The sequence below is a fragment of the uncultured Alcanivorax sp. genome (assembly GCF_947258575.1).
In the GTDB taxonomy this organism is placed as follows: domain Bacteria; phylum Pseudomonadota; class Gammaproteobacteria; order Pseudomonadales; family Alcanivoracaceae; genus Alcanivorax.
This window is the reverse complement of the sequence record NZ_CAMYIV010000011.1, coordinates 278,114-301,585: the sequence shown is the minus strand read 5'-3', so window position 1 is coordinate 301,585 and position 23,472 is coordinate 278,114. Positions and strand designations below refer to the sequence as shown.

Sequence of the window (23,472 nt, the reverse complement as noted above, 5' to 3'; positions counted from 1 at the left end):
GTTAGTTCGCCTCCACCTTGTCTATGGCGCCATTACGAGAAAAACTGGGTATCGAGAAGATCGGCTTCCAGTGCATCCAGATCAGGAAAGCCTCCCCCACTACCAGCTCTTCCGGGACTATACCCCAGAATCGGCTGTCGTTACTGTTATCCCGGTTGTCGCCCATCACAAAGTAGGCGCCTTCCGGCACTTGCCATTCACCCTGAGTCCGGCTCTGCGGCACTTTGCGGCCGGTGAAGGGGTTGATCTTGCCTTCCTGCCATATCAGGTGGCGGCTGTCACCGAGTTGCTCCACATACTCGCGCCGCCAGGCACCGGAGCCTTCCCACTCCCGGGCCAGCTCCCGCTTCACCGGTTCGCCATTGACCGTGACCATGTTGTCTTTTACCTGCACGCTATCACCAGGCAGACCAACCACTCGTTTGATGAAGTTCTGGCTGCGATTTTCCGGGAATTTGAATACCAGAACGTCGCCACGCTGGGGTTCACCGGTCTCGACAATCTTGGTGTTGGTCACCGGCAGGCGCAGGCCGTAGGCGAATTTGTTCACCAGAATGAAGTCGTTCACCTGGAGGGTCGGCAGCATGGATCCGGACGGGATGGTAAATGGCTCGATGATGAAGGAGCGAATTACCAGCACAACGAAGAAAACGGAAATCAGGGAATTTGAGGTTTCCACAGCCCCTTCCACGCGCCCGCCTTTCTGCTTGAGCTTGAAGATCTTGTCGATGACCCAGACTGTAACGGTGAGCAGCAGCGCCAGGGAAAGCCAGAAACCAATATCGATATCCATCAATCATCCACCTTGAGTACTGCAAGGAACGCTTCCTGGGGGATTTCCACATTACCCACCTGCTTCATGCGTTTCTTACCTTCTTTCTGTTTCTGCAGCAGCTTTTTCTTGCGCGATACGTCACCGCCGTAGCACTTCGCGGTCACATTCTTGCGCAATGCCTTGACGGTCTGGCGAGCAATGACCTTGTTGCCGATGGCCGCCTGAATGGCCACATCAAACATTTGCCGCGGCACCAGCTCCTTCATCTTTTCGCACAGGGCCCGGCCGCGATAGGCGGACTGGTCCAGGTGACAAATCATCGCCAGGGCATCCACCTTGTCGCCGTTAATCAGTACATCAACCCGCACCAGCTTGGTGGCTTCGAAGCGCTCGAAGGCATAGTCCATGGAGGCAAAACCCCGGCTCACGGACTTGATGCGATCGAAGAAATCCAGCACCACTTCGGCCATGGGGATGTCGTAGGTCAGCGCCACCTGTTTGCCCAGATACTGCATATTGATCTGCGAGCCCCGGCGCTCCACACACAGGGTAATCACATTGCCCACAAACTCCTGGGGAACCAGGATGTTGACGCGGGCGATGGGCTCACGGAATTCCTCAATTTTGTTGGCGTCCGGCAGCTTTGAGGGGTTATCCACGTAAAGCACGGATTCATCGACCAGCAGGATTTCATAGACCACCGTGGGCGCGGTGGTGATCAGGTCCAGGTCGTATTCGCGCTCCAGACGCTCCTGGATGATCTCCATGTGCAGCATGCCCAGAAAGCCCACCCGGAAACCGAAGCCCAAGGCATCGGAGGTTTCCGGTTCATAGAACAGCGAGGCATCGTTGAGGGTCAGCTTGGCCAGGGCATCACGGAAGTCTTCGTAATCATCGGCACTGACCGGGAACATACCCGCATACACCTGTGGCTTCACTTTCTTGAAGCCCGGCAGAGCCGGCACATCCGGGGTCTTGGCCAGAGTCAGGGTATCGCCCACCGGCGCACCATGAATATCCTTGATGCTGCCGCTCACCCAGCCCACTTCCCCGGCTTCCAGGTGTTTGGTCTCGGTCCGTTTCGGCGTAAAGATACCGAGTTGATCCACCACATGGGTCTGCCCGGTGGATTTCACCAGAATCTTGTCGCCTTTTTTCAGGCGGCCATGCTTCATCCGCACCAGGGAAATCACGCCCAGGTAGTTATCGAACCAGGAATCGATGATCAGCGCCTGCATATTCCCTTCCCGCTCGCCTTCAGGGGCGGGAATGCGTTCCACCAACTGCTCCAGCAGATCATCCACGCCAACCCCGGTCTTGGCGGAAACCCGGCAGGCATCGTGAGCATCCAGGCCGATGATCTCTTCGATCTCGTTGATCACCATATCCGGCTCAGCCTGGGGCAGATCAATCTTGTTGAGCACCGGCAGCACTTCCAGGTCCTGCTCGATAGCGGTGTAGCAGTTGGCCACGGACTGGGCTTCCACGCCCTGGGCTGCATCCACTACCAGCAAGGCCCCTTCACAGGCGGACAGGGAACGGGATACCTCATAGGAGAAATCCACGTGTCCCGGGGTATCAATGAAATTCAGCTGGTAGGTTTCCCCATCCCGGGCCTTGTAATAGAGCGTCACGCTCTGGGCCTTGATGGTGATGCCCCGCTCACGCTCGAGCTCCATGGAATCCAGTACCTGCTCTTTCAGCTCGCGCTGGGTCAGCCCCCCGCAGACCTGGATAAAGCGGTCCGCCAGGGTGGATTTGCCATGGTCAATGTGGGCGATGATGGAGAAATTGCGAATATTCTTGATGTCAGTCATAGGGCCTGTTGCACAAAAGAGTGTTGCCGTGAAAACGGCACGCAGTGGGGCGCGATTCTAGCCTGAACGGGAGGGGGTTGCACGGGGGTTGGCTATCCTGTGCCCGCCAGCGCATGACAACAGCTTGCATGGGAACGGGGCAGAGGCCCAATTTCGCCATGCAAGCATAGGTTATTCACTACACTCACCCTTCGGGCCGCACTGTAATACGTGCGTACTGGGCCACGGCTCCGTTCCTGCAGCGCTGTGAGTCTGCTGGGAGGCCCTCAGGGCAACTTTATGGGCAGGAAACGGGGATTGCCGTCCCGGTTGATCAGGGCGGCCACGGTGCCGCTCTCGGGCAGAGCCGCCACCACCTCACCGAAGGATTCCGGGTCGTTCACCGGTTCATTGTTCAGCGTCACCAGAATATCCCCGCTGGCAATGCCTGCCTTGGCGGCCGGGCCATCACCCACCTCGGTGACGATCACCCCGGCTTTCAGATCCAGGCGGCTCAGCTCGGCGGCACTGGCGGCGCGCACTTTCAGCCCCAGAGCATTGGCGCCATCCGGCGCAGCCTGGCCGGCGGCACCACGCAGAGCCATCTCCGGGTCGTCCGGCAGCAGCCCAATAGTCACTTCCAGTTCCTTTTCCTTGCCGTCGCGGATGACCACCATGTCGGCATCCGTTTCCGGTTTCACCCGACCAACCCAGCGAGGCAGCTCGGAGGAGCGATAGATGGTTTCACCGTTGAACGAGACAATGATGTCACCGGCCTGGATACCGGCCGCCTCAGCGGGGGAGCCTTCCAGCACCTGGGAGACCAACGCCCCCTTTGGCTGATCCAGCCCGAAGGATTCCGCCAGATCGCGATCCACTTCCTGAATCAGCACACCCAGCCAGCCACGGCTGACCTTACCGTACTCCTTGATCTGGCTGACCACGTCCATGGCCATATCAATGGGAATCGCAAAACTGACCCCCATATAGCCACCGGAACGACTGAAGATCTGGGAGTTGATGCCCACCACTTCTCCGCTCAGATTGAATAGCGGGCCGCCACTATTGCCCGGGTTGATCGCCACATCGGTCTGTATAAAGGGAACATAGCTGTCATTGGGCAGGCTGCGGCCCTTGGCGCTGACAATCCCGGCAGTGACGCTGCTGTCGAAGCCGAAAGGCGCACCAATGGCCAGCACCCACTCGCCGACCTTGAGATCGTCAGAGGACCCGATATTGGCCACCGGCAGGTCTTCGCCATCCAGCTTCAGCAAGGCCAGATCGCTCTGTTCGTCGGCACCGACCAGCTCGGCCTTCAGCTCACGGCGATCCTGCAGACGCACAATGATTTCATCCGCCTCGGCCACCACATGGTTATTGGTGAGGACATAGCCATCGGCGGAAATTATGAAACCGGACCCCAGCGAACGCGCCTCTCGTTCCTGAGGCATGGAGGGCACGCCGTCTTCACCTCCGAACTGTTCAAAAAAGCGACGGAAGAATTCCGGCAATTGATCAAGCTGATCACGAACAGATTCTTCGCTCTGACGGGTGATGGTGCTGATATTCACCACCGCCGGGCCTTCTTTCTCCACCAGGCGGGTAAAATCCGGCAGGCCGGTTACCAGCGGTTCGGCCCGTTCCCGGGAAGCCTTGCTCTCCGGCTCGGCACAAGCCACCAACAGGCCCGTGAAAATCACCAGACACAGTGTCGCCACTCGCTGAAATCCGCTCATTGGGCTCTCCTTTTATTTTGCAGGCTGCACCACAACCGCCTGGCAACCGTCGTCCCCGGATGTCACCAGATACGGCTGATAAGCCCGATTATGACTCGCGCTTCGACTCAGTACACGGTTGATTACAAACCCCAGCACCAGGCCACCCATGCCAAACAGGGCCGATGCATCAAACGCCGTCACCGGCAGCAACGTCCCCAGCACAGACCCGCCCACCAGCAGAGCCAGCGGCAGACCATAGACCCACAGGGCGCCACGCATGAGCGCGCCTTCCGGCAGTGCCAATTGCACCGTATCACCGACCTGATGAATCTCACGGGAAGAAACAGGAACACGCAGGTGGGCACGCTGCCCACTCTGCTGTTGATTGACAAGATGGTGGCCGCATCCGGCCTTGGCCTTGCAGGCACCGCAGGTCGAGGCACGTATGGTCTCTACCCAGATGGCTTCGGCTTCCACCGCGACCACTGTGCCCTGCTCCAGAAGCATTACGGTTGGCTGTCCCTGACGCTGATGCCATCGATCACACGCAGCGCCGTACTCTGAGGCACTTCACCGACCAGGGTCACCAGATAAACACCGCTGGGGGCGGCCAGGCGGCGGCTTACCGCTACCGTCGGCCCAACCCGGCTGACCCCCTCTTCCACGCTGTTCTCGCCAATAGCTTCCACAAACACCGTGAAGGCCGCCAGGCCATCACTGAAACCACGGGCCGCCACCGGCGCGCGATCCGTTGTCGCCTGCCGCCAATCCTGCTTCATGGCACGGAAACCGGCCGGCAGCCATTCCGGACTGACGGTCAGCTTCATGGAAGGATGAGACTCGGCTACCGGCGCCAGCGCTTTTTCATGGCGAGCTTCCGGCACTGCGAAATGATCGAGACCCAGCTGCGGTGACAAGGTGAGAGTGACAAATTCCACGCGCTCCAGGGCTACACCACTACCATCCACGATTTCGGATTTGAGCAGCAGGCGGGATTCCTGATCCAGCCACAAACGATACCCGTAACGATGGGTATCCAGCGGCGCCACCCGCATACGAGTGGCATGGCGGCCGGCTACCCGGCCATCACCATCCACCAGGATGTTGTACTGTTCCGGCAGGTCACTGGCCAGGCGATCCCCCAATGCCAGGGGGCCGGCTTGCTGACTATTAAGGCGGGTGAGACTGCGATCCGGGTGCAGACAGAGCACCTCGTCACCACGGCGGATCACTTCCACCAGGCGGCCGTCCAGATGGGTCAGACGCTGGTACTGGCGACCCTCGATAACCGCGTGGCTGACTTCCATGGTGCTGATTTCAGCGCCGAACTGATAAAGAAAGCGACCGGTGTAACTCAGGGAACGGTTGGCCTCGGCCATGGCCTGAAGCTGGTTGTGCGCCGACGAATCATCCGCCAGCGCCACCAGGGGCGTACATAGAGACAGGGAAAGGGCGAGTGCGCGCAGCATCATCCGTTAGCGGGCTCCACTGCGTGCGTCCATACTGACCAGGCGAGCAAAAGGCATCATCCCCTGGCCACTGTTACGGGCCGCAAACTCACTGTGCCGCAGCAACATGTCGTTACCACGAGGCTGGACCTGGGCTGCCGGTGTTGCCACCGGATTGTTGCCATTGAAAGACCGGGATACCAGCGACGCCTCCGCAAACGGACGGCTCATGCGGCTATCCTGGGCCGACGCCATCACCGGCGCAGCACCGGGAGACTGGGTTGCATCCCAGCTCTGCCAGCCCACCACCGTAGCCGCTGCCACGGACGCAGCCACCGCCAGACGGCTCACGCTGCCCAGCCAGGCCGGGCGACGCGCTGGCGCCTGTTCGGCGGCCAGTGCCGCAGACAGGCTGGCGTTGAAGCCCGCGGGCACGCTCGTGGATGGCTGCTTATGCATCACATCCCGGGCAAGCTGCCAACGAGACAGTGCATCCAGATCGGCATTGTCGATATCACGCATTACCCGACGGGTTTCCAGCTCGCTGGTTTCCCCATCAAGGAACGCAGACAGTGTTTCCAGGTCCCTGCTCATACACTCACCCTTTGTCGCCACGCTGGGAGCCCAAAAGCGGGCGCACAGCCGTATCAATTGCTTCCCGGGCCCGGAAGATACGGGAACGAACAGTTCCCACCGGGCATTCCATTACCGCCGCGATGTCCTCATAGCTGAGACCCTCGAATTCACGCAGGGTCACGGCAGTTTTCAGTTCATGGGGCAGCTCTTCGATGGCTCGATGGATTACTGCCTCCAATTCCTGTGACAACACGAGGGACTCCGGGGTTCCAATCTCGTGCAGCATTTCTGCACCGGCGTACTGCTCGGCCTCGGCCGCATCCAGGTCCGAGCCGGGTGGCCGCCGACCAGCGGCCACCAAATGGTTCTTGGCGGTATTCACGGCAATACGATAAAGCCAGGTGTAAAAAGCACTATCACCCCGGAAACGGGGCAATGCACGCCAGGCTTTGATAAAGGCTTCCTGGGCCACGTCCTGCACTTCATCGGAGTCACGCACATAGCGGCTGATCAGGGCGAAAATACGCTGCTGATATTTACGCACCAGCACTTCAAAGGCACGCTGATCGCCGGTTTTGGCTTTCTTGACCAACTCTTCGTCTGACACCGATCCCCCGGATCTTTCGCGAAACGCGGATACATGGCAATGGTCGCATAACGACCAATTAAAGCAGGCCATTGTAGCAGGTGTGAGGGTCCCGGCTATACTATGGGGCTGTTTTGCCTACCCTTTTCACATTGCTTGAACATTTGTTCGGGCGTTCTAAGGATTGCTCATGGCCACCTTCCGACACGATGTACTCATCATTGGTTCCGGAGCGGCGGGATTAACCACCGCCCTGCGCCTGCCTGATGATTGCCGGATCGCCCTGTTATCCAAAGGCGAGCTGACCAGCGCCAGCACCTATTATGCCCAGGGCGGTGTCGCCGCAGTGCTGGATCAGGAGGATTCCCTGGAAAGCCATGTGGCCGATACGCACGTGGCCGGGGGCGGCCTGTGCCATGACGATGCGGTGCGTTACACCGTGGAAAACGGCCCCGATGCGATCCGCTGGCTGATTGATCTGGGGGTAGATTTCACCCGTCTGGCCGGCAACAACGAAGGCTCCCTGCCCTATCACCTGACCCGCGAAGGCGGCCACAGCCATCGGCGCATCATTCACGCCGCCGACGCCACCGGCAAGGCTATCTCCGGCACCCTGATCGGCCAGGTGCGCAACCGCCCCAACGTCACCCGCTTTGAATACCGGGTAGCGGTAGATCTGATCCTGCAGGAGCACAACGGCGAAAAGCGTTGCTGTGGGGCCTATGTACATAATATCGACACCGGCGAAACCGATGTGATCCTGGCTCGAGCCGTGGTGCTGGCCACCGGCGGGGCCTCCAAGGTGTACCTGTATACCTCCAACCCGGACGTGGCCACCGGCGACGGCATCGCCATGGCCTGGCGGGCCGGCTGCCGGGTGGCCAACATGGAATTCATGCAGTTCCACCCCACCTGTCTTTACCACCCCAAGGCCAAGAGCTTCCTGGTTACCGAGGCGATTCGCGGCGAAGGCGGCCACCTGCTACTGCCCAGCGGCGAGCGCTTCATGCATCGCTTTGACGAGCGCGGCGAACTGGCGCCCCGGGACGTGGTGGCCCGCGCCATCGACCATGAGATGAAACGCCTTGGCGCCGACTGCCTGTATCTGGACATCAGCCACAAACCGGCAGATTTCATCATCGAGCACTTCCCCACCGTCTACGCCAAGTGCCTGCAACTGGGCCTGGATATCACCCGCGATCCCATGCCGGTGGTGCCCGCCGCCCACTACACCTGCGGCGGCGTGATGATCAACGAAAACGGCCAGACTGATGTGCCCGGCCTCTACGCCATCGGCGAAACCAGCTTCACCGGCCTGCACGGCGCCAACCGCATGGCCAGCAATTCCCTGCTGGAATGCCTGGTCTACGGGAAGGCTTCCGCCGAACACATCGGCGCCACCCTGGCCGACGTCCCCGACCCCCGCGAGCACAAGGAATGGGACGAATCCCAGGTCACTGATTCCGACGAAGACGTGGTCATCAGCCACAACTGGGACGAGCTCCGCCGCTTCATGTGGGATTACGTGGGCATCGTACGCACCGAAAAACGCCTGCAGCGCGCCCAGCACAGGGTGGACATGCTGAAAAGCGAAATTGCCGAGTACTACAGCAACTACCACATCAGCAACGACCTGCTGGAACTGCGCAACCTGGTCGTCATCGCCGAACTCATCATCCTTTCCGCCATGCAACGCAAGGAAAGCCGGGGGCTGCATTTCATGCGCGACTTCCCGGGGGTGAATGATGAGATTGTGGATACGGTGCTGACGCCGGAACAGTAGTGAACAGTTAACAGTGAATAGTGAACAGCGCGCGAGTTGGCGTTGTTGCTATTTTCAAAGCAAGAGGCCGCGCCCAGACTCTGGGCGCGGCCTCTTGCGTAACAGAACCGGAAACCTGTCGCGCGCGCTGTTAACTATTCACTGTTAACTATTAACTGCTTTTCCTGTTGGTCCACAGCCACTGATAAAACGGCTGCAATTGCTCCCGGGGGGCCTGGTCGTCGAACAGGTGTAGCCAACCTTTGGGGGTCTGGATGGCCATCCAGGGGCCGGCGCGCAGGACTCGGCGGGGGCTCTCCAGCTCCTGCCAGTGGCGACCGATGAGGGTAAGGCGTTGTTCGTGGAGTTCCATCTGGGCGAGCTGGGCAGGCCGCCATCTCCATACCAACAGCGGCAACGCCAGCAGCATCAATACCGACGCCCACCACGGCATTTGCGCCAGCAAAATCGCCGGGGCCACCGCCGCCATCGCCAGCCAGCGAATCCGGGCGGGATAGCGAGAGGAATTCAGCTCAACTTTTTTTCGCGGAGACCAGAGCAAGGACATGCCGTACATACTCACGCAATGCCGGGTCTTGTGGCTCACTGCGGCGGGTAAACCACTCGAACATGTCCGCATCTTCACAGGCGAGCAGCTTCGGGAACCAGGCCTGATGCTCCGGCGATTCATTATCGAAGTGATCGTCCAGGTAGGCGAACAACACTACCTCTGCCTCCGAAGCTCCGCGGCGGCACTGCCAACGATATTGACGTTTCAGGTCATCATGACTCATTACTGCATTATCCTGATCAGAAATTGCGGCACCGCGTTCCGCGCCGTATGCCCATTATCCAACACCTGCCCTACTGACTCCAGCGTCAAGCCCCGGTCTTTGCCGTCAAAAAATTGCCAGAGACAGCAAATTCCTGCCTCATGGAACCACGCGGCAGGCCTGGATTCAGGTACCATGTCCGATGATTTTTCATCTCTATCGCACGCCAAACGAGCAATAACAGGAGCCCCATGAGCTGGTCCGATTTCATTGCCGCCCAGGCCTTGGCCAACAGTGCCGAGGCTCCCTACATCAGTCATTGCGACCACCTGGCCGTGATCCGCGCCCATGGCGAAGAAGCCGGCCATTATCTGCAGGGCCAGGTGTCCTGCGATCTGCGCGAAGTGGATCAACAGGGCCACCGCAACGGCATGCACCTGACTCTCAAAGGCCGCGGCCTGATCAGCGCACGTATTGCCCGGGATGGCGACGATTACCTGTTGCTATGCCCTGCGGATCTGAGCGACGCGGTGATCAAGGCATTGATGAAATACCGGCTGCGCGCCAAGGTGGAATTCACTGTGGACGACGATGTCGTGGTGCTGGGTCTGGCCGGTAATCTCCCCGCCGAAGCCCCCGATCACGGCAACAGCGCCGAGACCGATCAGGGCCTGTGGCTGCGCTACCCTTTCACCGACCATGCCTTGCTGCTCGTCAAGCAGGACAACGCCGAACACGTCTGGCAGACCCTCGCTACTGATCGGGCCACCACTGGCGCCAACGGCTGGCAGCTCGCCGACATCGATGCTGGCGAAGGCATGGTCTACCCCGGTGCGCAAGACCTGTTTCTGCCCCAGGTGCTCAATTACGACGTCACCGCCGGGGTGAACTTCAAGAAAGGCTGCTACACCGGCCAGGAAGTCGTCGCCCGCATGCACTTCAAGGGCAAGCTCAAGCAGCGTATGCAGCGAATCAACTACAGCGCCGATGTGGAGCTGACTCCGGGCGAAACCCTGCGCGACAGCAACAGCAAAGCCGCCGGCGAGGTGGTCAGCGCCGCCCGCACCCCACATGGCGGTGCCGCTCTGGTGGTGCTGCGAAGGGATACCGATGGGGTGCTATTCCGGGAAGAACAGGCGCTGGAGAGCCAGCTTGGCGCGTTGCCTTATTCGTTGCCGTGGAAAGAGTGAGAATTCAGTTAACAGTTAATAGTGAATAGTTAACAGCGGCGCGAGGCCGCATCGTTGTTATCTTCAAACGCAAGAGGCCGCGCCTAATGCCTGGGCGCGGCCTCTTGGGTTGTAAAGCAGTGGACCCTACGAAAACCACGCCCCTATCAATGAGGGGAGCACTGGCGTCGCGATGGCGGCATTCGCCACAACAACATCGCGCCACAAGCGACACTCAACCTTAGAGTGTGGACTGGGCCTGCAGCCGCAACCCGTCCGGGTCGGCCACGGTGTTGTCCGGGATCCATTTCGCCATGCAGTCACGATCTTTCAGGCAAGGGTCGGTGAGCGTCTCCAGGAACGCCAGCAACTGATCCACCTGTTCATCGCTCAGCACGGTGTCCGGCAGCTGTGACTTGCCTGCCAGTCGCAGGCTGGCCAACTGGTCCAGCGCCTTCTGGGTATTGGCTGTCATATTGCTCACCTGCACGGCAGGGTCCAGCTGGCTGAAATCAAAGTTGTCGATGGCCTGCTGCGGATTCAGGTGATGGCGTATAACGGCTTCCAGCGAAGTATAACCACCAGCATGCCCCCAGGGACCGGTTTCGGTCACATTAAGCAGATGCGGGGTGCGGAAAGCGTACTTGTCGTCGGCATCACCGGTTTCCCGGAAACGGCCAAAGTCTTCACTGCCATCCGGACCATCACCCTTACCGCGGCCCACCTGGGGCATTCCCACCACATGGAACTGCTCGTCGGTCAGGAAATCACCACTGTGGCAACCCGCACAGCCCGCGCCGCCTTGCTCCTTGCCGTTATAAAACAACAAGGCGCCACGCTTGGCCTGATCGCTAATCGCCTGTAGCTCCCCTTCCAGGTAAGCCTTCCAGGGTGAGTCGATCAGCACCTGAGAGTTCTGGTAGCTGGCGAGCGCCTCTGCCACATTGTCGTAGGTGATCAGGGTATTCGCATCCGCTGCCGGTTGCTCAAACCCCTGACGGAAGGCATCCAGCCATTGATTGGTCACTAGCGCGAGCTCAACATCGCTGCCACGCAACCGCTGCTCAAGGTGGGTACGCAACGCGGCATTATTATTGCCAGCCTCAAAACTGAAACCGCGCATTTCCTCCGGGGATGTTACCGGGAAACGAGCCTGGGCTATGGAGAGGTTGGCTCCGGCATCCGGGTCCGCCACTCCAAAGGCGCTGTCCGGCGTGCGGATGCCCCCACCGGCGCCATTCAGGCCGGCAGTCTTGTCCAGGCTTTCTACCCGGCCGTCGTGAAACAGCACTTCATCGTAGAACACGATATTGAACGTGGAAGGCGCATTACGTGGCACCGTCGGCCCGCCGTCAAAATGCGTTCCGGTGCTCAAATGCAGGCGCCCTGGCCCCAGCAGGTCCGGCTGAACTGCTTCCACGCCAATCGACAGGGAAAGGTCATCACCGCCACCCAGCATGGGGTGGTGACAGGAAACACAAGCGGAGTCCAGATCTCCCCCCAGGCCCTTGCTAAAGAAAAGCTGCATGCCCAGCTGCGCCTTGGGCGACGCAATATCCGGTAGGCTCCGGCCCACACTCGGGTCGCCACTGATTCCCTGCTGCTGTGCTACTGCGGACACTCGTTCATCCAGCGTTGGCTGGAAACTCGCTTTGTCATTACTGTCACCACCACAACCACCTAGCAGCAACAGACACGCCAGTACCCCACTGACCGTCCATGGACTCTGTATCATCCCTTTCCCCAAAAGTGTGATTTATTGCATATTGTTTGCGGGCTGATTTTTTACCAAACCCACACAATAAACAAGGCATTTATAAAAAATTCACAGCAATGAGGGCGAAGGGGTCTAGTCATTAGTGAGCAGTGAATAGCCTGCAGCTTGGTCGTGGCAGTGGCCACAAACGCAAGAAGCCGCGCCCAAACAGCGGACGCGGCCTCTTTGCTTTACGAACCATGAAAGCCCGGCTCGCGCCGTTATCAATTATCTATTATCAACTATCAATTGCCTCTAACGGGTGCTTTGGCGCCGGGCACTCGAAGAAACCCTCAATGTATTCTCTAGGAACATCATTGACGCTGCGGTGACGGAAGCCGGGGTTACCGTCCTTGTCGATGAGCAAGGCGCGTACCCCTTCGCGGAAGTCGCCGTGCAGAGAGCACTGTACCGCCAGACACCATTCCATGCGGAAAATATCGGCCAGGGACAAATAGGTGGAACGGGCCAGCTGCTCCCACACCAGGTGCGCGGTTTGCGGGCAGCCGCGCTCCAGGTTACCCAGCGCCTTGTCCAGCCAGGCATCGCGATCCTTGGCAGTCAGCAGCTGCTCCACCACCACCGGCAGGCTCTCGCCGTCGCAGAGGCGATTAATCTGCGGCAGGTGATCCATCAGCGGTTGAGGCAGCTCACTCATGTCCGCGGCCTGTTGCTTGAACAGACGATAGAGCACGGCCCGGTTGTCGGTGACGTCATCGGCGAAGTCCTGCTCCGCCAGCGCCGCCAGCAGGTTATCCGCATCGCCATCCACCATACGGTCGGCCATGCCGATTTCCACCGCTTCGCGGCCATTGATGTGCACACCGGTCAGGCCCAGGAACAGCCCCGCGCGACCCGGCAAACGATTCAGGAACCAGCTGCCGCCCACATCCGGGAACAGGCCAATGGTAATTTCCGGCATGGCCATGCGCGAACGCGGTGTCACCAGACGGAAATCCGCGCCCTGCAGCAGCCCCATGCCACCGCCCATGACAATGCCATCGCCAAACACCACCACCGGGATCCGGCTGGTGTGGAGGCGGTAATCCAGGGCGTATTCCTCGGCGAAGTACTGCTCCGTGAAGGGATTTCTGCCCTGCCCGGCATGCTTCACCATGGACTTGTGCATCTGCACGATATCACCGCCGGCACAGAACGCCTTGCCCCCGGCGCCGTCCAGCCAGATCGCCACCACATCGTCACGCTGCTCCCATTCGTCCATCTGCTTGCTCAGGGTCTGGATCATTTCCAGGCTCAGGGCATTGAGGGCTTTGGGGGCATTCAGGGTGGCCCGGGCGATCACACGGCCGCAGCGGGTTTCGATTTCGGAAAACAACACGCAGTCAGACACGACAACTCCATAAAGCAGTGAATAGTTAATAGTGAACAGTTAATAGCGCGCGGGCTAGTGATGTTGATAGCCAAGAGGCCGCGCCAAAATTCTGGGCGCGGCCTCTTGCTTTGAAAAACAAAAGAACCTCTCGCGAGCTATTCACTCTTAACTGTTCACTATTAACTGATTTTCCAGTCGATGGCCGTCTTACCCTGCTGCAACAAATACTGATTGGCCCTGGAGAAATGGCCGCAGCCGAGGAAGCCCCGGTGGGCGGACAAGGGCGACGGGTGCGGGGCGGTGAGTACGCAGTGCTTGTTGCGGTCGATCAGCTTCCCCTTCTTCTGGGCATGGCTGCCCCAAAGCAGGAAAACCAGCCCCTCTCTTTCCCGGTTCAGGTGCTCGATGGCCTGGTCGGTGAACTGCTCCCAGCCCTGCTTCTGGTGAGAGGCGGCCTGGCCGGCCTCCACGGTAAGCACCGCATTGAGCAGCAGCACGCCCTGCTCCGCCCAGTGAGTCAGATTGCCATGGGGCGGGATCTCGATACCCAGATCCCGATGTATTTCCTTGTAGATATTGACCAGCGACGGTGGGGTTTTGACGCCTCGCTGCACGGAAAAACACAGGCCATGGGCCTGATCCGGACCGTGGTATGGGTCCTGGCCCAGGATCACCACCTCCACCTTGTCGAAGGGCGTCAGGTTGAAGGCATTGAAGATATCCGGGCCGGGCGGAAACACGGTTTTCCCGGCCCGCTTTTCATCGGCCAGGAAAGCCCGCAGCCGGGCCATATAGTCCTGTTCGAACTCCCCGGCCAGGTGCTGCTTCCAGCCAGGCTCCAGTTGTACGTTCTCTGCGCTGCTGTCAGCCACGGGGCAACAACTTGTCCAGCAGGTTACACATACGTACCTCGACGAACTCCTCGGAGATTTTCTCCGGGTGTACCAGCAGACGCTGTTCGATGGACATCATCGCCATGAGAATCAGCTCCGCATCCAGGCGCGGATTGCTGCTGCCGAACAGTTCCGTGGCGATCATCAGGCTTTCCAGCTGCTGGTGCAGGTACAGATCCGCCAACTCACGCAGGCGGCTATCCATGATCGCTTCCTGCATGAACGCCTGCTCCGCCACCAGGTGACCACGGCGGGTATTCAGCTCGTCGACGATAAAGGCCGCCATCATTTTGCCCATCATATCGATCAGGCGCTGGCGCTCTTGCGCATCGGCAAGACTGTCACGGGAAAATTGCGACAACAGGGCAAAGGCCCGTTCCTTGAACGGCTCGATGACATCCTTGAGCGCCCGTTCGGCGAACAGGGTGAAGGTATCGGCGATCAGGTCGGAGATATCTTTGAAGTAGTAGGTGGTTGCCGACAGGGGCACCTCCGCCTCACGGGCCACCGCCCGGTGACGTACTGCACGGATACCCTCTTTGACAATAATATTCAGCGCGGCTTCGAGAATTGCCTGGCGACGCTGTTCACTGCCGGCGCGACGCGCTTTTCTTCCTTGGTATTGAATTGCACTACTCATGGACACAGTCAGCCTTTGTTGATTCAGCCCGGTACTCCCCCCTGAGGGGATGTGTTGTGTCGCTCTCCCACTTTCTTAACCGCAAGCCGGGGCACAAACCGTGCCCCAATTCAGCCTCAGCGCCCCTGGGGGCGCATGTGCGGGAACAGGATCACGTCCCGAATGGACGGTGAATCCGTAAACAACATTACCAGCCGATCGATGCCAATGCCCTCACCGGCTGTCGGCGGCAGACCATGTTCCAACGCGATCACATAGTCCTCGTCGTAGAACATGGCTTCATCATCGCCGGCATCCTTTTCCGCTACCTGCTGACGGAAACGTTCAGCCTGATCTTCCGCATCGTTCAGCTCCGAGAAGCCGTTGGCGATTTCGCGGCCACCCACGAAGAACTCGAAGCGCTCGGTCACAAACGGATTATCGTCCATACGACGGGCCAGCGGCGACACTTCCGTGGGGTACTCGGTGATGAAGGTCGGATCTTTCAGGCGGTGCTCCACCGTCTTCTCGAAGATCTCGATCTGCACCTTACCCAGGCCGTAACCGTCCTTCAGCGCAATCCCCAGTGACTCGGCGATGGCGCGGGCCCCGTCCAGATCCGCCAGCTTCGCCGGGTCGATATCCGGATTAAAATGCAAAATCGAATCGAAAACCGTTATCCGGGTAAAGGGTTTACCAAAATCGTACACATCACCCTGATAACTCACCTCCGTGGTACCCAGCACGTCCTGGGCCAGCTTGCGCAGCATTTCCTCGGTCAGGTTCATCAGATCGTGGTAATCACCGAATGCCTGGTAGAACTCCAGCATGGTGAATTCCGGATTATGACGGGTGGAAAGTCCTTCGTTGCGGAAGTTGCGGTTGATCTCGAACACCTTCTCGAAACCGCCTACCACCAGACGCTTGAGGTACAGTTCCGGCGCGATGCGCAGGTACATGTCCATGTCCAGGCTGTTGTGGTGGGTAATGAAGGGCCGTGCGGTGGCACCACCAGGAATCACCTGCAGCATGGGGGTTTCCGCTTCCACGAAGTCTTTCTCTACCAGGAAGTTGCGGATACCCGCCACCATCTTCGAGCGGATCTGGAAGGCCTTGCGGGTCTCTTCGTTAACGATCAGATCCACGTAGCGCTGACGGTAGCGAGCTTCGGTATCGGTGAGGCCCTTGTGCTTTTCCGGCAGCGGACGCAGTGCCTTGGTGAGCAGCAGGTATTCATCCATCATCACGTACAGGTCACCCTTGCCCGATTTGCACAGGATGCCTTTCACACCAACGATATCGCCCAGATCCCAGTGTTTGGTGTCTTTCTGCACGTCCTTGGAGGCATAAACCTGAATGCGCCCGGACATGTCCTGCAGCACCTTGAAAGCCTTGCGATCGAGCATCATACGGCCGGCAACAGCGACCTGAATGTTCTTCTCAGCCAGCTCTTCCTTGCTGAACTCGCCATACTGCGCCTGCAGGTCAGCGGCCAGGAAATCGCGACGGAAGTGATTGGGGAAGGCGTTGCCCGCCTCACGCAGGTCGGCCAGTTTGGCGCGGCGCTCGGCGATCAGGCGGTTTTCGTCCTGAGACGTTTCCTGGGGATCAGTCTGTGTCTGTTGCTCGTCGGCCATCGGGTTACCTTAATTCGGTCTCTCGCCTGCCTGCTGGCAAGGCTGATGCTGCTTGTTAATACAGCGGGGGCCGCCAGGGGTCCCCGCTTCCCGGAATTACAATCCTGCTTTCAGGGACGCTTCAATAAACTGATCCAGCGCACCGTCCAATACTTGCTGGGTATTGTGGCTCTCTACGCCGGTGCGCAGATCCTTGATGCGGCCATCATCCAGTACATAGGAGCGGATCTGGCTGCCCCAGCCAATATCCGACTTGTTGCTTTCCTGGACCTGCTTTTCCGCGTTGCGGCGCTGCATTTCCACTTCATAGACCTTGGCCTGCATCATCTTCAGGGCCTGGTCCTTGTTCTGGTGCTGGCTTCGCCCGCTCTGGCACTGGGTCACCAGGGTGTGCTTCTCGCCACCTTCGTCGGTGTAATCATAGGTCAGGCGCACCGCGGAATCGGTTCGGTTAACGTGCTGGCCACCGGCGCCGGAGGCTCGGTAGGTGTCCACCCGCATGCTGCCCACGTCGATATTCACGTCGATATCGTCGTCCACTTCCGGGGACACAAACACCGAGCTGAACGAGGTATGGCGGCGGCCGCCGGAATCGAACGGGCTCTTGCGCACCAGTCGGTGCACGCCGGTTTCGGTACGCAGCCAGCCGTAGGCGTACTCACCTTCAAAACGCACCGTGGCAGACTTGATACCGGCCACATCACCGGCAGAGGCTTCCACCAGCTCGGTCTTGAAACCGTGGGCCTCGCCCCAGCGCAGGTACATGCGCAGCATCATTTCGCCCCAATCCTGGGCCTCGGTGCCACCGGAGCCGGCCTGGATATCCAGGTAGGCGCTACAGGCATCCATCTGCCCGGAGAACATGCGGCGGAATTCCAGATCTGCCACCATCTTCTCCAGCCGCGCCAGCTCGCTTTCTACTTCCGGCAGGCTGTCTTCATCGCCCTCTTCCACCACCAGCTCCAGCAGGCCGGAGGTGTCTTCCACCCCCTGGGAGGCGTTGTTGATGGTGTTGACGACCAGCTCCAGCTGGGCGCGTTCCTTGCCCAGGCCCCGGGCATAGTCCGGGTCGCTCCAGACATCCGGGTTTTCAAGCTCGCGCTCGACTTCGGTCAGACGTTCACTCTTCTGATCGTAGTCAAAGATACCCCCTAAGCGCTTCGACACGCTCAGACAGGTCGGAAAGATGGGTTCGCAGCGGATTGACTTCCATTACGTCTCTCTAGAATCAGTGCTTGGCAGAATTGATACGCGGAAAACAGCGCAGTCTAACGGTTTGCGGGTTAACTGACGAGGGGCGGCACCTCCGCCTTCGCCGCAGGAGCGCGGCCCGCACGTTTATAACGAAGCCGCTGTAGGAGTTCCTCTTGAGGGACGAACCACGCATCAGCGTGGAAATCGTCCGCAGAGCCTACCCCAGATTCGGTTCGGAGTAGCAGAGCAACCCGGGCCTCCAGAAGGATCAGGTGACGCCCACATCGGCTGTCTCCTCGCCAGGGCTCGGATTCGTCCCTCAAGAGGAGTTATTCGCTTCGCTCACCCTTCGGGCCGCACGGAAATGCGTGCTTTACTCCGCTACGCTCCGTTCCTACAGCGGCTTTGAAGATGTCACGGATCGTGCCGCCAACGACGCGGCCAGATCAGTCTCTCAACTCGTAGACGTGGTGAGCCTCGCCCTTCATGTTATCAATGGTGGTACCGATATAGCGGGCATTATTGGGAATACCGGAACCGGTGGTGAACACCTTGAAGGTGCGCACTTCTTTCGGGGTGTCGATCACGGTGTCCGCGTCCACTTCCACCCACATGAAAATCACCGCTTCCTGGGGGATGTAATCCACCCGCAGTACCTTGCCTTCTTCGGGCAGGCGCAGCTCCTGCACCTCGTTGACCACCTTCAGGCGGTGCTTGTGTATGGTCTTCATTTGAGTCCCCTCCGTTAAGGACACAACACGACGGTGGACGATAGCCACCCCGCGCAGTCAATGCCGGCACGGCCTTTTGGGCCGCACCCTGGTAAAACAGGCGCCCGATGGTGAGCGCGAGGCGCAATGCTAGCAAAAACCCGGGCCGCCGACAGCATTGTCGACAATTTTACGAAACAGCTACTTTCACACCTCCCTACCTCCCTCCCCCGTAGGAGCGGCGCTTGAGCCGCGAACCCCAAGTTCGATTTACCACAATGACATCACAGAGGGCGCAGAGATCACCAAGCCCCCCGGAATTTTCGGTGTTATCCGGTGACCGGTTCGCGGCTCAAGCGCCGCTCCTACAGGGGCGATGTAGTGACGGGACGGCGTTACAGCGGAATCAAATGCTCGAACAGCAACTGCGGGTTACGCTGGCCGCGGAATTCGTTCACTTCCAGCCGATAGACGCCGCGCACCCGGCTGATCCGCTTGGGCAGGGTTTCCACCGGTACATTGAAGTGGATGGCATCGATGATGCCGCTGACGCCGGGCAGGCCCAGGGTCAGTTTAAGGTGACGCTCGCCGACGATGCGGTGCTTGAGCACCTCGAACTCGCCATCGAAGCTTGGGGCCGGGAAGCCCTGCCCCCAGGGAAAGCGATGACTGAGCAGCTCGGCATTGCTCAATGACAGCTCGTGGTCATCCAGCTCGCCATCGGTCTCCACCACCTTTTCCAGTGCCTTGGGCGACAACAGCTCGCTGACCGCTTTTTCAAAGGCCACCTTGAACTGGTCCAGCTTGTCTCGCTCCAGGGACAGCCCAGCCGCCATGGCGTGGCCGCCGAACTTGCTCAGCAGTCCCGGGTTGGCGGTGGCCACCGCATCCAGGGCATCACGCAGATGCAGGCCGGGGATCGAGCGGCCAGAGCCCTTCAAGGTACCGGGCTGCTGGGCCGGGGCAAAGGCGATCACCGGCCGGTGAATGGCTTCCTTCACCCGCGAGGCGAGAATCCCCACCACCCCTTCGTGCCATTCCTTGCCATACAGGCACAGCCCTGCCGGCAGGTTTTCCGGGTTCAGCCGCGACACTTCCACCATGGCCGCATCGCGCATGCCGTGCTCGATGGAGCGGCGCTCGCGGTTGATGGTGTCCAGCTCCTGGGCCATCTCCAGAGCCTCAGCGTCGGTCTCCGCCAGCAGGCAGGCGATGCCGTGGGTCATGTCCGACAGGCGCCCCGCCGCGTTCAGACGCGGGCCCACGGCAAAGCCCATGTCCGCCGCCAGGGCCCGGTTCGGGTCGCGCCCGGCCACCTGCAACAGGGCGCGGATGCCCGGGCAGCCCTTGCCGGCGCGGATACGGCGCAGGCCCTGCTCCACCAGAACCCGGTTGGCATCGTCCAGGGACACCACATCCGCCACCGTCCCCAGCGCTACCAGGTCCAGCAGATCGGTGATCGGTGCCGTAGGCGTAAAACCCTGCTCGCGCAGGGCCCGTTGCAGATCCATCAATAAATAGAAGGCGACACCGACACCGGCCAGGTTGGCGGCGGGGAAATCCTCACAGCCCGGCAGGCGCGGGTTCACCAGTGCATCGGCGTCCGGCAGGGTGTCACCGGGCAGGTGGTGATCGGTGATCAGCACCTTGATGCCCCGGGCCCGGGCAGCAGCCACGCCATCCACGCTGGCGATGCCGTTATCCACGGTAACTATCAGGTCCGGCTGGTACTGCTGCTGGGCCAGCTCAACGATGGCCGGCGACAGGCCGTAGCCGTATTCGAAACGATCCGGCACCAGGAACTCCGGGCGCGGGAAGCCCAGCAGTTCCAGCCCGCGCACCATCAGGGTGGTGGCGGTGGCGCCATCGGCGTCGTAGTCGCCGACAATACAGATACGCCAGTGGTCGGATCGGCCTTGTAACAGCAGCTCCACGGCCCCACGCAGTCCTGTGAAGGAAGACGGATGCGGTAAGCGCTTGAGCGCCAGGTCCAGCTGCGCCGGGTCATCCACCCCCCGCCCGGCCAGAATCCGCGCCAGCAACGGCGGCACATCCGGCCAATCCGGGGTGTGCCGTGGGCGGCGGGTAATGGCGGGCAGGCTGAGTTTGTCTACGGGCATCGGTATATAAGGCTCGGTATGGGCTCGGTGCTATCACGCACGCTGTAGGAGCCATGCTCGCATGGCGAAAGGCTTTCAGGTTAGTAGCTACGTGACAGGAAACATGCCTCAACGGTTCGCCATGCAAGCATAGCTCCTACGAGAACGGGGTTGACCATCAAGGCAGGCAGTCTGCCACGCCGCACCCGGAACAGCACTATCACAGGTCGCAAGTGATGTTTTTTTCACCAACCGCCACCCATCCACCGGCCCCACGACTAATTAGTCACAAATTGGGGCTAAAAAAGTCATTCACCTTCCCTATACTTGCGGGCCTACGAGTTTCGTTGTTTATGTAAGCAAACACTCACATGAATGACGCCGCCTCCCCCATTTTCGGGGACCGGGGCAATACCAAAGCGGCCAAGTTAGCCGCGTACTTTGGGACTGGAGAGCAGAAGCTATGATCTATCAAGGCAACGCCGTAAGCGTACAACTGCTTGACGACGGCATCGCCGAACTGAAGTTTGACCTTCAGGGCGAGTCCGTTAACAAGTTCAATCAGGAAACCGTGGAAGATCTCGGTAAGGCCGTCGATGCCATTAAAGGCAACAGCGACATCAAGGGCCTGGTCGTGACCTCCGGCAAGTCGGTTTTCATCGTTGGCGCCGACATCACCGAATTCACAGACATGTTCAAACTGCCGGAAGACGAAATCGCCGGCTGGTGTCTGAAATCCAACCAGGTCTTCAATGCCTTTGAAGATCTGGACATCCCCAAAGTGGTTGCCGTTAACGGCATCGCCCTGGGTGGCGGCCTGGAAATGTGCCTGGCCGCAGACTTCCGTGTACTGAGCGAAAAAGCCCAGGTGGGACTGCCGGAAGTGAAGCTGGGCCTGTACCCGGGCTTCGGCGGCACCGTGCGTCTGCCCCGTGTTATCGGTGTGGACAACGCCGTTGAGTGGATCGCCGCTGGCGGTCAGCATCGCGCCGACAAGGCCCTGAAAGTGGGTGTTGCCGATGCCGTGGTTGCTCACGACAAGGTCAACGACGCTGCCATCGACCTGGTCAAGCAGTGCCTGGCCGGCAAGATCGATTTCCGCGCCAAGCGTCAGGAAAAGCTCGAGCCCCTGAAGCTGCCGCCCATGGAAAACATGATGGCCTTCCAGACCTGCATGGCCATGGTCCAGGGTCAGGCTGGCAAGAACTACCCCGCTCCCGTCGCTGCCGTCAAAACCATGCAGGCTCACGCCGGCATGAACCGCGACCAGGCGCTGGAAGTGGAAGCCAAAGGCTTCGCCAAAGTGGCCAAGACCCCGCAAGCCACCGCCATGGTCGGCCTGTTCCTGGCAGACCAGCAGGTGAAGAAGGTCAACGGCAAAACCGCCAAGGCCTCCAAAGGCTTTGAGCAGGCCGCCGTACTGGGCGCCGGCATCATGGGTGGCGGTATCGCCTTCCAGTCCGCCCTGAAAGGCACCCCCATCATCATGAAGGACATCGCCGACAAGGCGCTGGACCTGGGCATGAACGAAGCCTCCAAGCTGCTCGCCAAGCGCGTCAGCAAAGGCAAACTGGATGCGGCCGGCATGGGCAAAGTGCTGTCCAACATCCGCCCCACCCTGAACTACGGCGACTTCGGTAACGTTGGCGTGATCGTGGAAGCGGTGGTCGAGAACCAGAAGATCAAGCAGTCCGTTCTGGCCGAAACCGAAGAGAAAGTGGAAGACGGCACTATCCTGGCGTCCAACACCTCCACCATCTCCATCACCAAGCTGGCCGAAGCCCTGAAGAAGCCGGAAAACTTCGCCGGTATGCACTTCTTCAACCCGGTACACATGATGCCGCTGGTGGAAGTGATCCGTGGCGAGAAGACCTCCGACGAAACCGTTGGCACCCTGGTGGCCTACGCCCAGAAAATGGGCAAAACCCCCATCGTGGTCAACGACTGCCCCGGCTTCCTGGTTAACCGCGTACTGTTCCCCTACTTCGGCGGCTTCGGCATGCTGATGCGCGACGGTGCCGATTTCCAGGCCGTTGATAAAGTGATGCAGAAGTTCGGCTGGCCCATGGGCCCCGCCTACCTGATGGACGTGGTCGGCATCGACACCGGTGTTCACGCCGCCCAGGTAATGGCAGACGGCTTCCCCGAGCGTATGCAGTACGACTTCAAAGACGTCTCCACCGTGATGTTCGAAAACGAGCGTTATGGCCAGAAGAACGGCGTTGGTTTCTACAAGTACGAGCAGGACAAGAAAGGCAAGACTCAGAAAGTGGTCGACGAAAAGACCTACGAACTGATCAAGCCCCACGTCGCCGACACCCAGGAATTCGATGCGGAAGAAATCATCGCCCGCATGATGATTCCCATGTGCACCGAAACCGTTCGCTGCCTGGAAGACAACATCGTAGGTTCCGCTGCCGAGGCCGACATGGCCATGATCTACGGCATCGGCTTCCCTCCCTTCCGTGGTGGTCCGCTGCGCTACATCGACAGCCTCGGCGTGAAAGAATTCGTCGCGCTGTGTGACAAGTACGCGCACCTGGGTGGCATCTACGAAGCACCGCAGATGCTCAAAGACATGGCCGCCAAGGGCGAGTCTTTCTTCGCCTAAGCCACGGACTGAAAGGA

The 23,472-nt window shown here is 59.8% G+C and carries 20 protein-coding genes; 3 read left to right on the top strand and 17 right to left on the bottom strand.

The features are described from left to right. Position 1: 1 nt before the first annotated feature. From lepB to rpoE, 7 genes are all read right to left on the bottom strand, one after another. Positions 2 to 793 carry a signal peptidase I gene (gene lepB, locus Q0Y02_RS12475; protein ID WP_297768850.1) on the bottom strand — a complete coding sequence of 264 codons (792 nt, stop codon included), beginning with the start codon at positions 791 to 793 and terminating at the stop codon, positions 2 to 4. Continuing rightward, positions 793 to 2,592: a translation elongation factor 4 gene (lepA, locus tag Q0Y02_RS12470; protein ID WP_297768847.1), complete on the bottom strand. Its 1,800-nt coding sequence runs from the start codon at positions 2,590 to 2,592 to the stop codon at positions 793 to 795. Before lepA ends, lepB begins: the two co-directional genes overlap by 1 nt. Before the next feature lie 266 nt (positions 2,593 to 2,858). Continuing rightward, positions 2,859 to 4,307 carry a DegQ family serine endoprotease gene (locus Q0Y02_RS12465; protein ID WP_297768844.1) on the bottom strand — a complete coding sequence of 483 codons (1,449 nt, stop codon included), beginning with the start codon at positions 4,305 to 4,307 and terminating at the stop codon, positions 2,859 to 2,861. Between the two features lie 12 nt (positions 4,308 to 4,319). Beyond that, complete coding sequence (locus tag Q0Y02_RS12460) at positions 4,320 to 4,796, bottom strand: SoxR reducing system RseC family protein (protein ID WP_297768840.1); 477 nt, start codon at positions 4,794 to 4,796, stop codon at positions 4,320 to 4,322. After that, complete coding sequence (locus tag Q0Y02_RS12455; protein ID WP_297768838.1) at positions 4,796 to 5,761, bottom strand: MucB/RseB C-terminal domain-containing protein; 966 nt, start codon at positions 5,759 to 5,761, stop codon at positions 4,796 to 4,798. Before Q0Y02_RS12455 ends, Q0Y02_RS12460 begins: the two co-directional genes overlap by 1 nt. Positions 5,762 to 5,764: 3 nt before the next feature. Beyond that, positions 5,765 to 6,331, bottom strand: coding sequence for a sigma-E factor negative regulatory protein (locus Q0Y02_RS12450; RefSeq protein ID WP_297768835.1), 567 nt, complete (start codon positions 6,329 to 6,331; stop codon positions 5,765 to 5,767). Positions 6,332 to 6,335: 4 nt separating this feature from the next. Further along, positions 6,336 to 6,920 (bottom strand): RNA polymerase sigma factor RpoE, encoded by a 585-nt coding sequence (gene rpoE / locus Q0Y02_RS12445; protein ID WP_297768830.1) that lies wholly within the window; start codon positions 6,918 to 6,920, stop codon positions 6,336 to 6,338. Between the two features lie 169 nt (positions 6,921 to 7,089). Between rpoE and nadB the strand changes: the two genes are divergently transcribed. Further along, the gene (gene nadB / locus Q0Y02_RS12440; RefSeq protein WP_297768827.1) at positions 7,090 to 8,682 is read left to right on the top strand and encodes an L-aspartate oxidase; all 1,593 of its coding nucleotides are present in this window, start codon (positions 7,090 to 7,092) and stop codon (positions 8,680 to 8,682) included. Positions 8,683 to 8,833: 151 nt separating this feature from the next. Here nadB and Q0Y02_RS12435 read toward each other — a convergent pair whose 3' ends face one another. Together Q0Y02_RS12435 and Q0Y02_RS12430 are read right to left on the bottom strand one after the other, a co-directional pair. Next, positions 8,834 to 9,229, bottom strand: coding sequence for a hypothetical protein (locus tag Q0Y02_RS12435; protein WP_297768825.1), 396 nt, complete (start codon positions 9,227 to 9,229; stop codon positions 8,834 to 8,836). After that, positions 9,195 to 9,455, bottom strand: a complete 261-nt coding sequence (locus tag Q0Y02_RS12430; protein WP_297768821.1) for a succinate dehydrogenase assembly factor 2 — start codon at positions 9,453 to 9,455, stop codon at positions 9,195 to 9,197. The genes Q0Y02_RS12435 and Q0Y02_RS12430 overlap by 35 nt, the downstream gene beginning before the upstream one ends. Before the next feature lie 230 nt (positions 9,456 to 9,685). Here Q0Y02_RS12430 and Q0Y02_RS12425 point away from each other — a divergent pair, with 230 nt between their 5' ends. Next, positions 9,686 to 10,624, top strand: coding sequence for a folate-binding protein (locus Q0Y02_RS12425; protein ID WP_297768818.1), 939 nt, complete (start codon positions 9,686 to 9,688; stop codon positions 10,622 to 10,624). A gap of 220 nt (positions 10,625 to 10,844) precedes the next feature. On the opposite strand, the gene Q0Y02_RS12420 is transcribed toward Q0Y02_RS12425, so the two are convergent. The 8 genes from Q0Y02_RS12420 to recJ form a co-directional block, all read right to left on the bottom strand. After that, positions 10,845 to 12,338: a cytochrome c peroxidase gene (locus tag Q0Y02_RS12420; protein ID WP_297768815.1), complete on the bottom strand. Its 1,494-nt coding sequence runs from the start codon at positions 12,336 to 12,338 to the stop codon at positions 10,845 to 10,847. Positions 12,339 to 12,597: 259 nt separating this feature from the next. After that, the gene (locus Q0Y02_RS12415) at positions 12,598 to 13,710 is read right to left on the bottom strand and encodes an enoyl-CoA hydratase/isomerase family protein (RefSeq protein WP_297768812.1); all 1,113 of its coding nucleotides are present in this window, start codon (positions 13,708 to 13,710) and stop codon (positions 12,598 to 12,600) included. A gap of 161 nt (positions 13,711 to 13,871) precedes the next feature. Next, positions 13,872 to 14,534 carry a uracil-DNA glycosylase gene (gene ung, locus Q0Y02_RS12410; RefSeq protein WP_297769442.1) on the bottom strand — a complete coding sequence of 221 codons (663 nt, stop codon included), beginning with the start codon at positions 14,532 to 14,534 and terminating at the stop codon, positions 13,872 to 13,874. Positions 14,535 to 14,556: 22 nt separating this feature from the next. After that, on the bottom strand, positions 14,557 to 15,225 hold the full coding sequence (locus Q0Y02_RS12405; RefSeq protein ID WP_297768809.1) for a TetR family transcriptional regulator: 669 nt from the start codon (positions 15,223 to 15,225) through the stop codon (positions 14,557 to 14,559). Between the two features lie 116 nt (positions 15,226 to 15,341). After that, on the bottom strand, positions 15,342 to 16,841 hold the full coding sequence (lysS, locus tag Q0Y02_RS12400) for a lysine--tRNA ligase (RefSeq protein WP_297768805.1): 1,500 nt from the start codon (positions 16,839 to 16,841) through the stop codon (positions 15,342 to 15,344). 96 nt (positions 16,842 to 16,937) lie between these two features. Further along, positions 16,938 to 18,054, bottom strand: a protein-coding gene (gene prfB, locus Q0Y02_RS12395; protein WP_297768802.1) for a peptide chain release factor 2 whose coding sequence is annotated in 2 segments (ribosomal slippage) — positions 16,938 to 17,981 and positions 17,983 to 18,054 — 1,116 coding nt in all. Because the reading frame shifts where the segments join, the coding sequence is not laid out codon by codon here. Positions 18,055 to 18,481: 427 nt separating this feature from the next. Further along, a complete protein-coding gene (locus Q0Y02_RS12390; protein ID WP_035247581.1) occupies positions 18,482 to 18,766 on the bottom strand; it encodes a hypothetical protein in 285 nt (94 codons plus the stop codon). Between the two features lie 374 nt (positions 18,767 to 19,140). After that, positions 19,141 to 20,865: a single-stranded-DNA-specific exonuclease RecJ gene (gene recJ / locus Q0Y02_RS12385; protein ID WP_297768793.1), complete on the bottom strand. Its 1,725-nt coding sequence runs from the start codon at positions 20,863 to 20,865 to the stop codon at positions 19,141 to 19,143. Between the two features lie 442 nt (positions 20,866 to 21,307). Between recJ and fadB the strand changes: the two genes are divergently transcribed. After that, positions 21,308 to 23,455 carry a fatty acid oxidation complex subunit alpha FadB gene (gene fadB, locus Q0Y02_RS12380; RefSeq protein WP_297768790.1) on the top strand — a complete coding sequence of 716 codons (2,148 nt, stop codon included), beginning with the start codon at positions 21,308 to 21,310 and terminating at the stop codon, positions 23,453 to 23,455. The last annotated feature ends 17 nt before the right edge of the window (positions 23,456 to 23,472 follow it).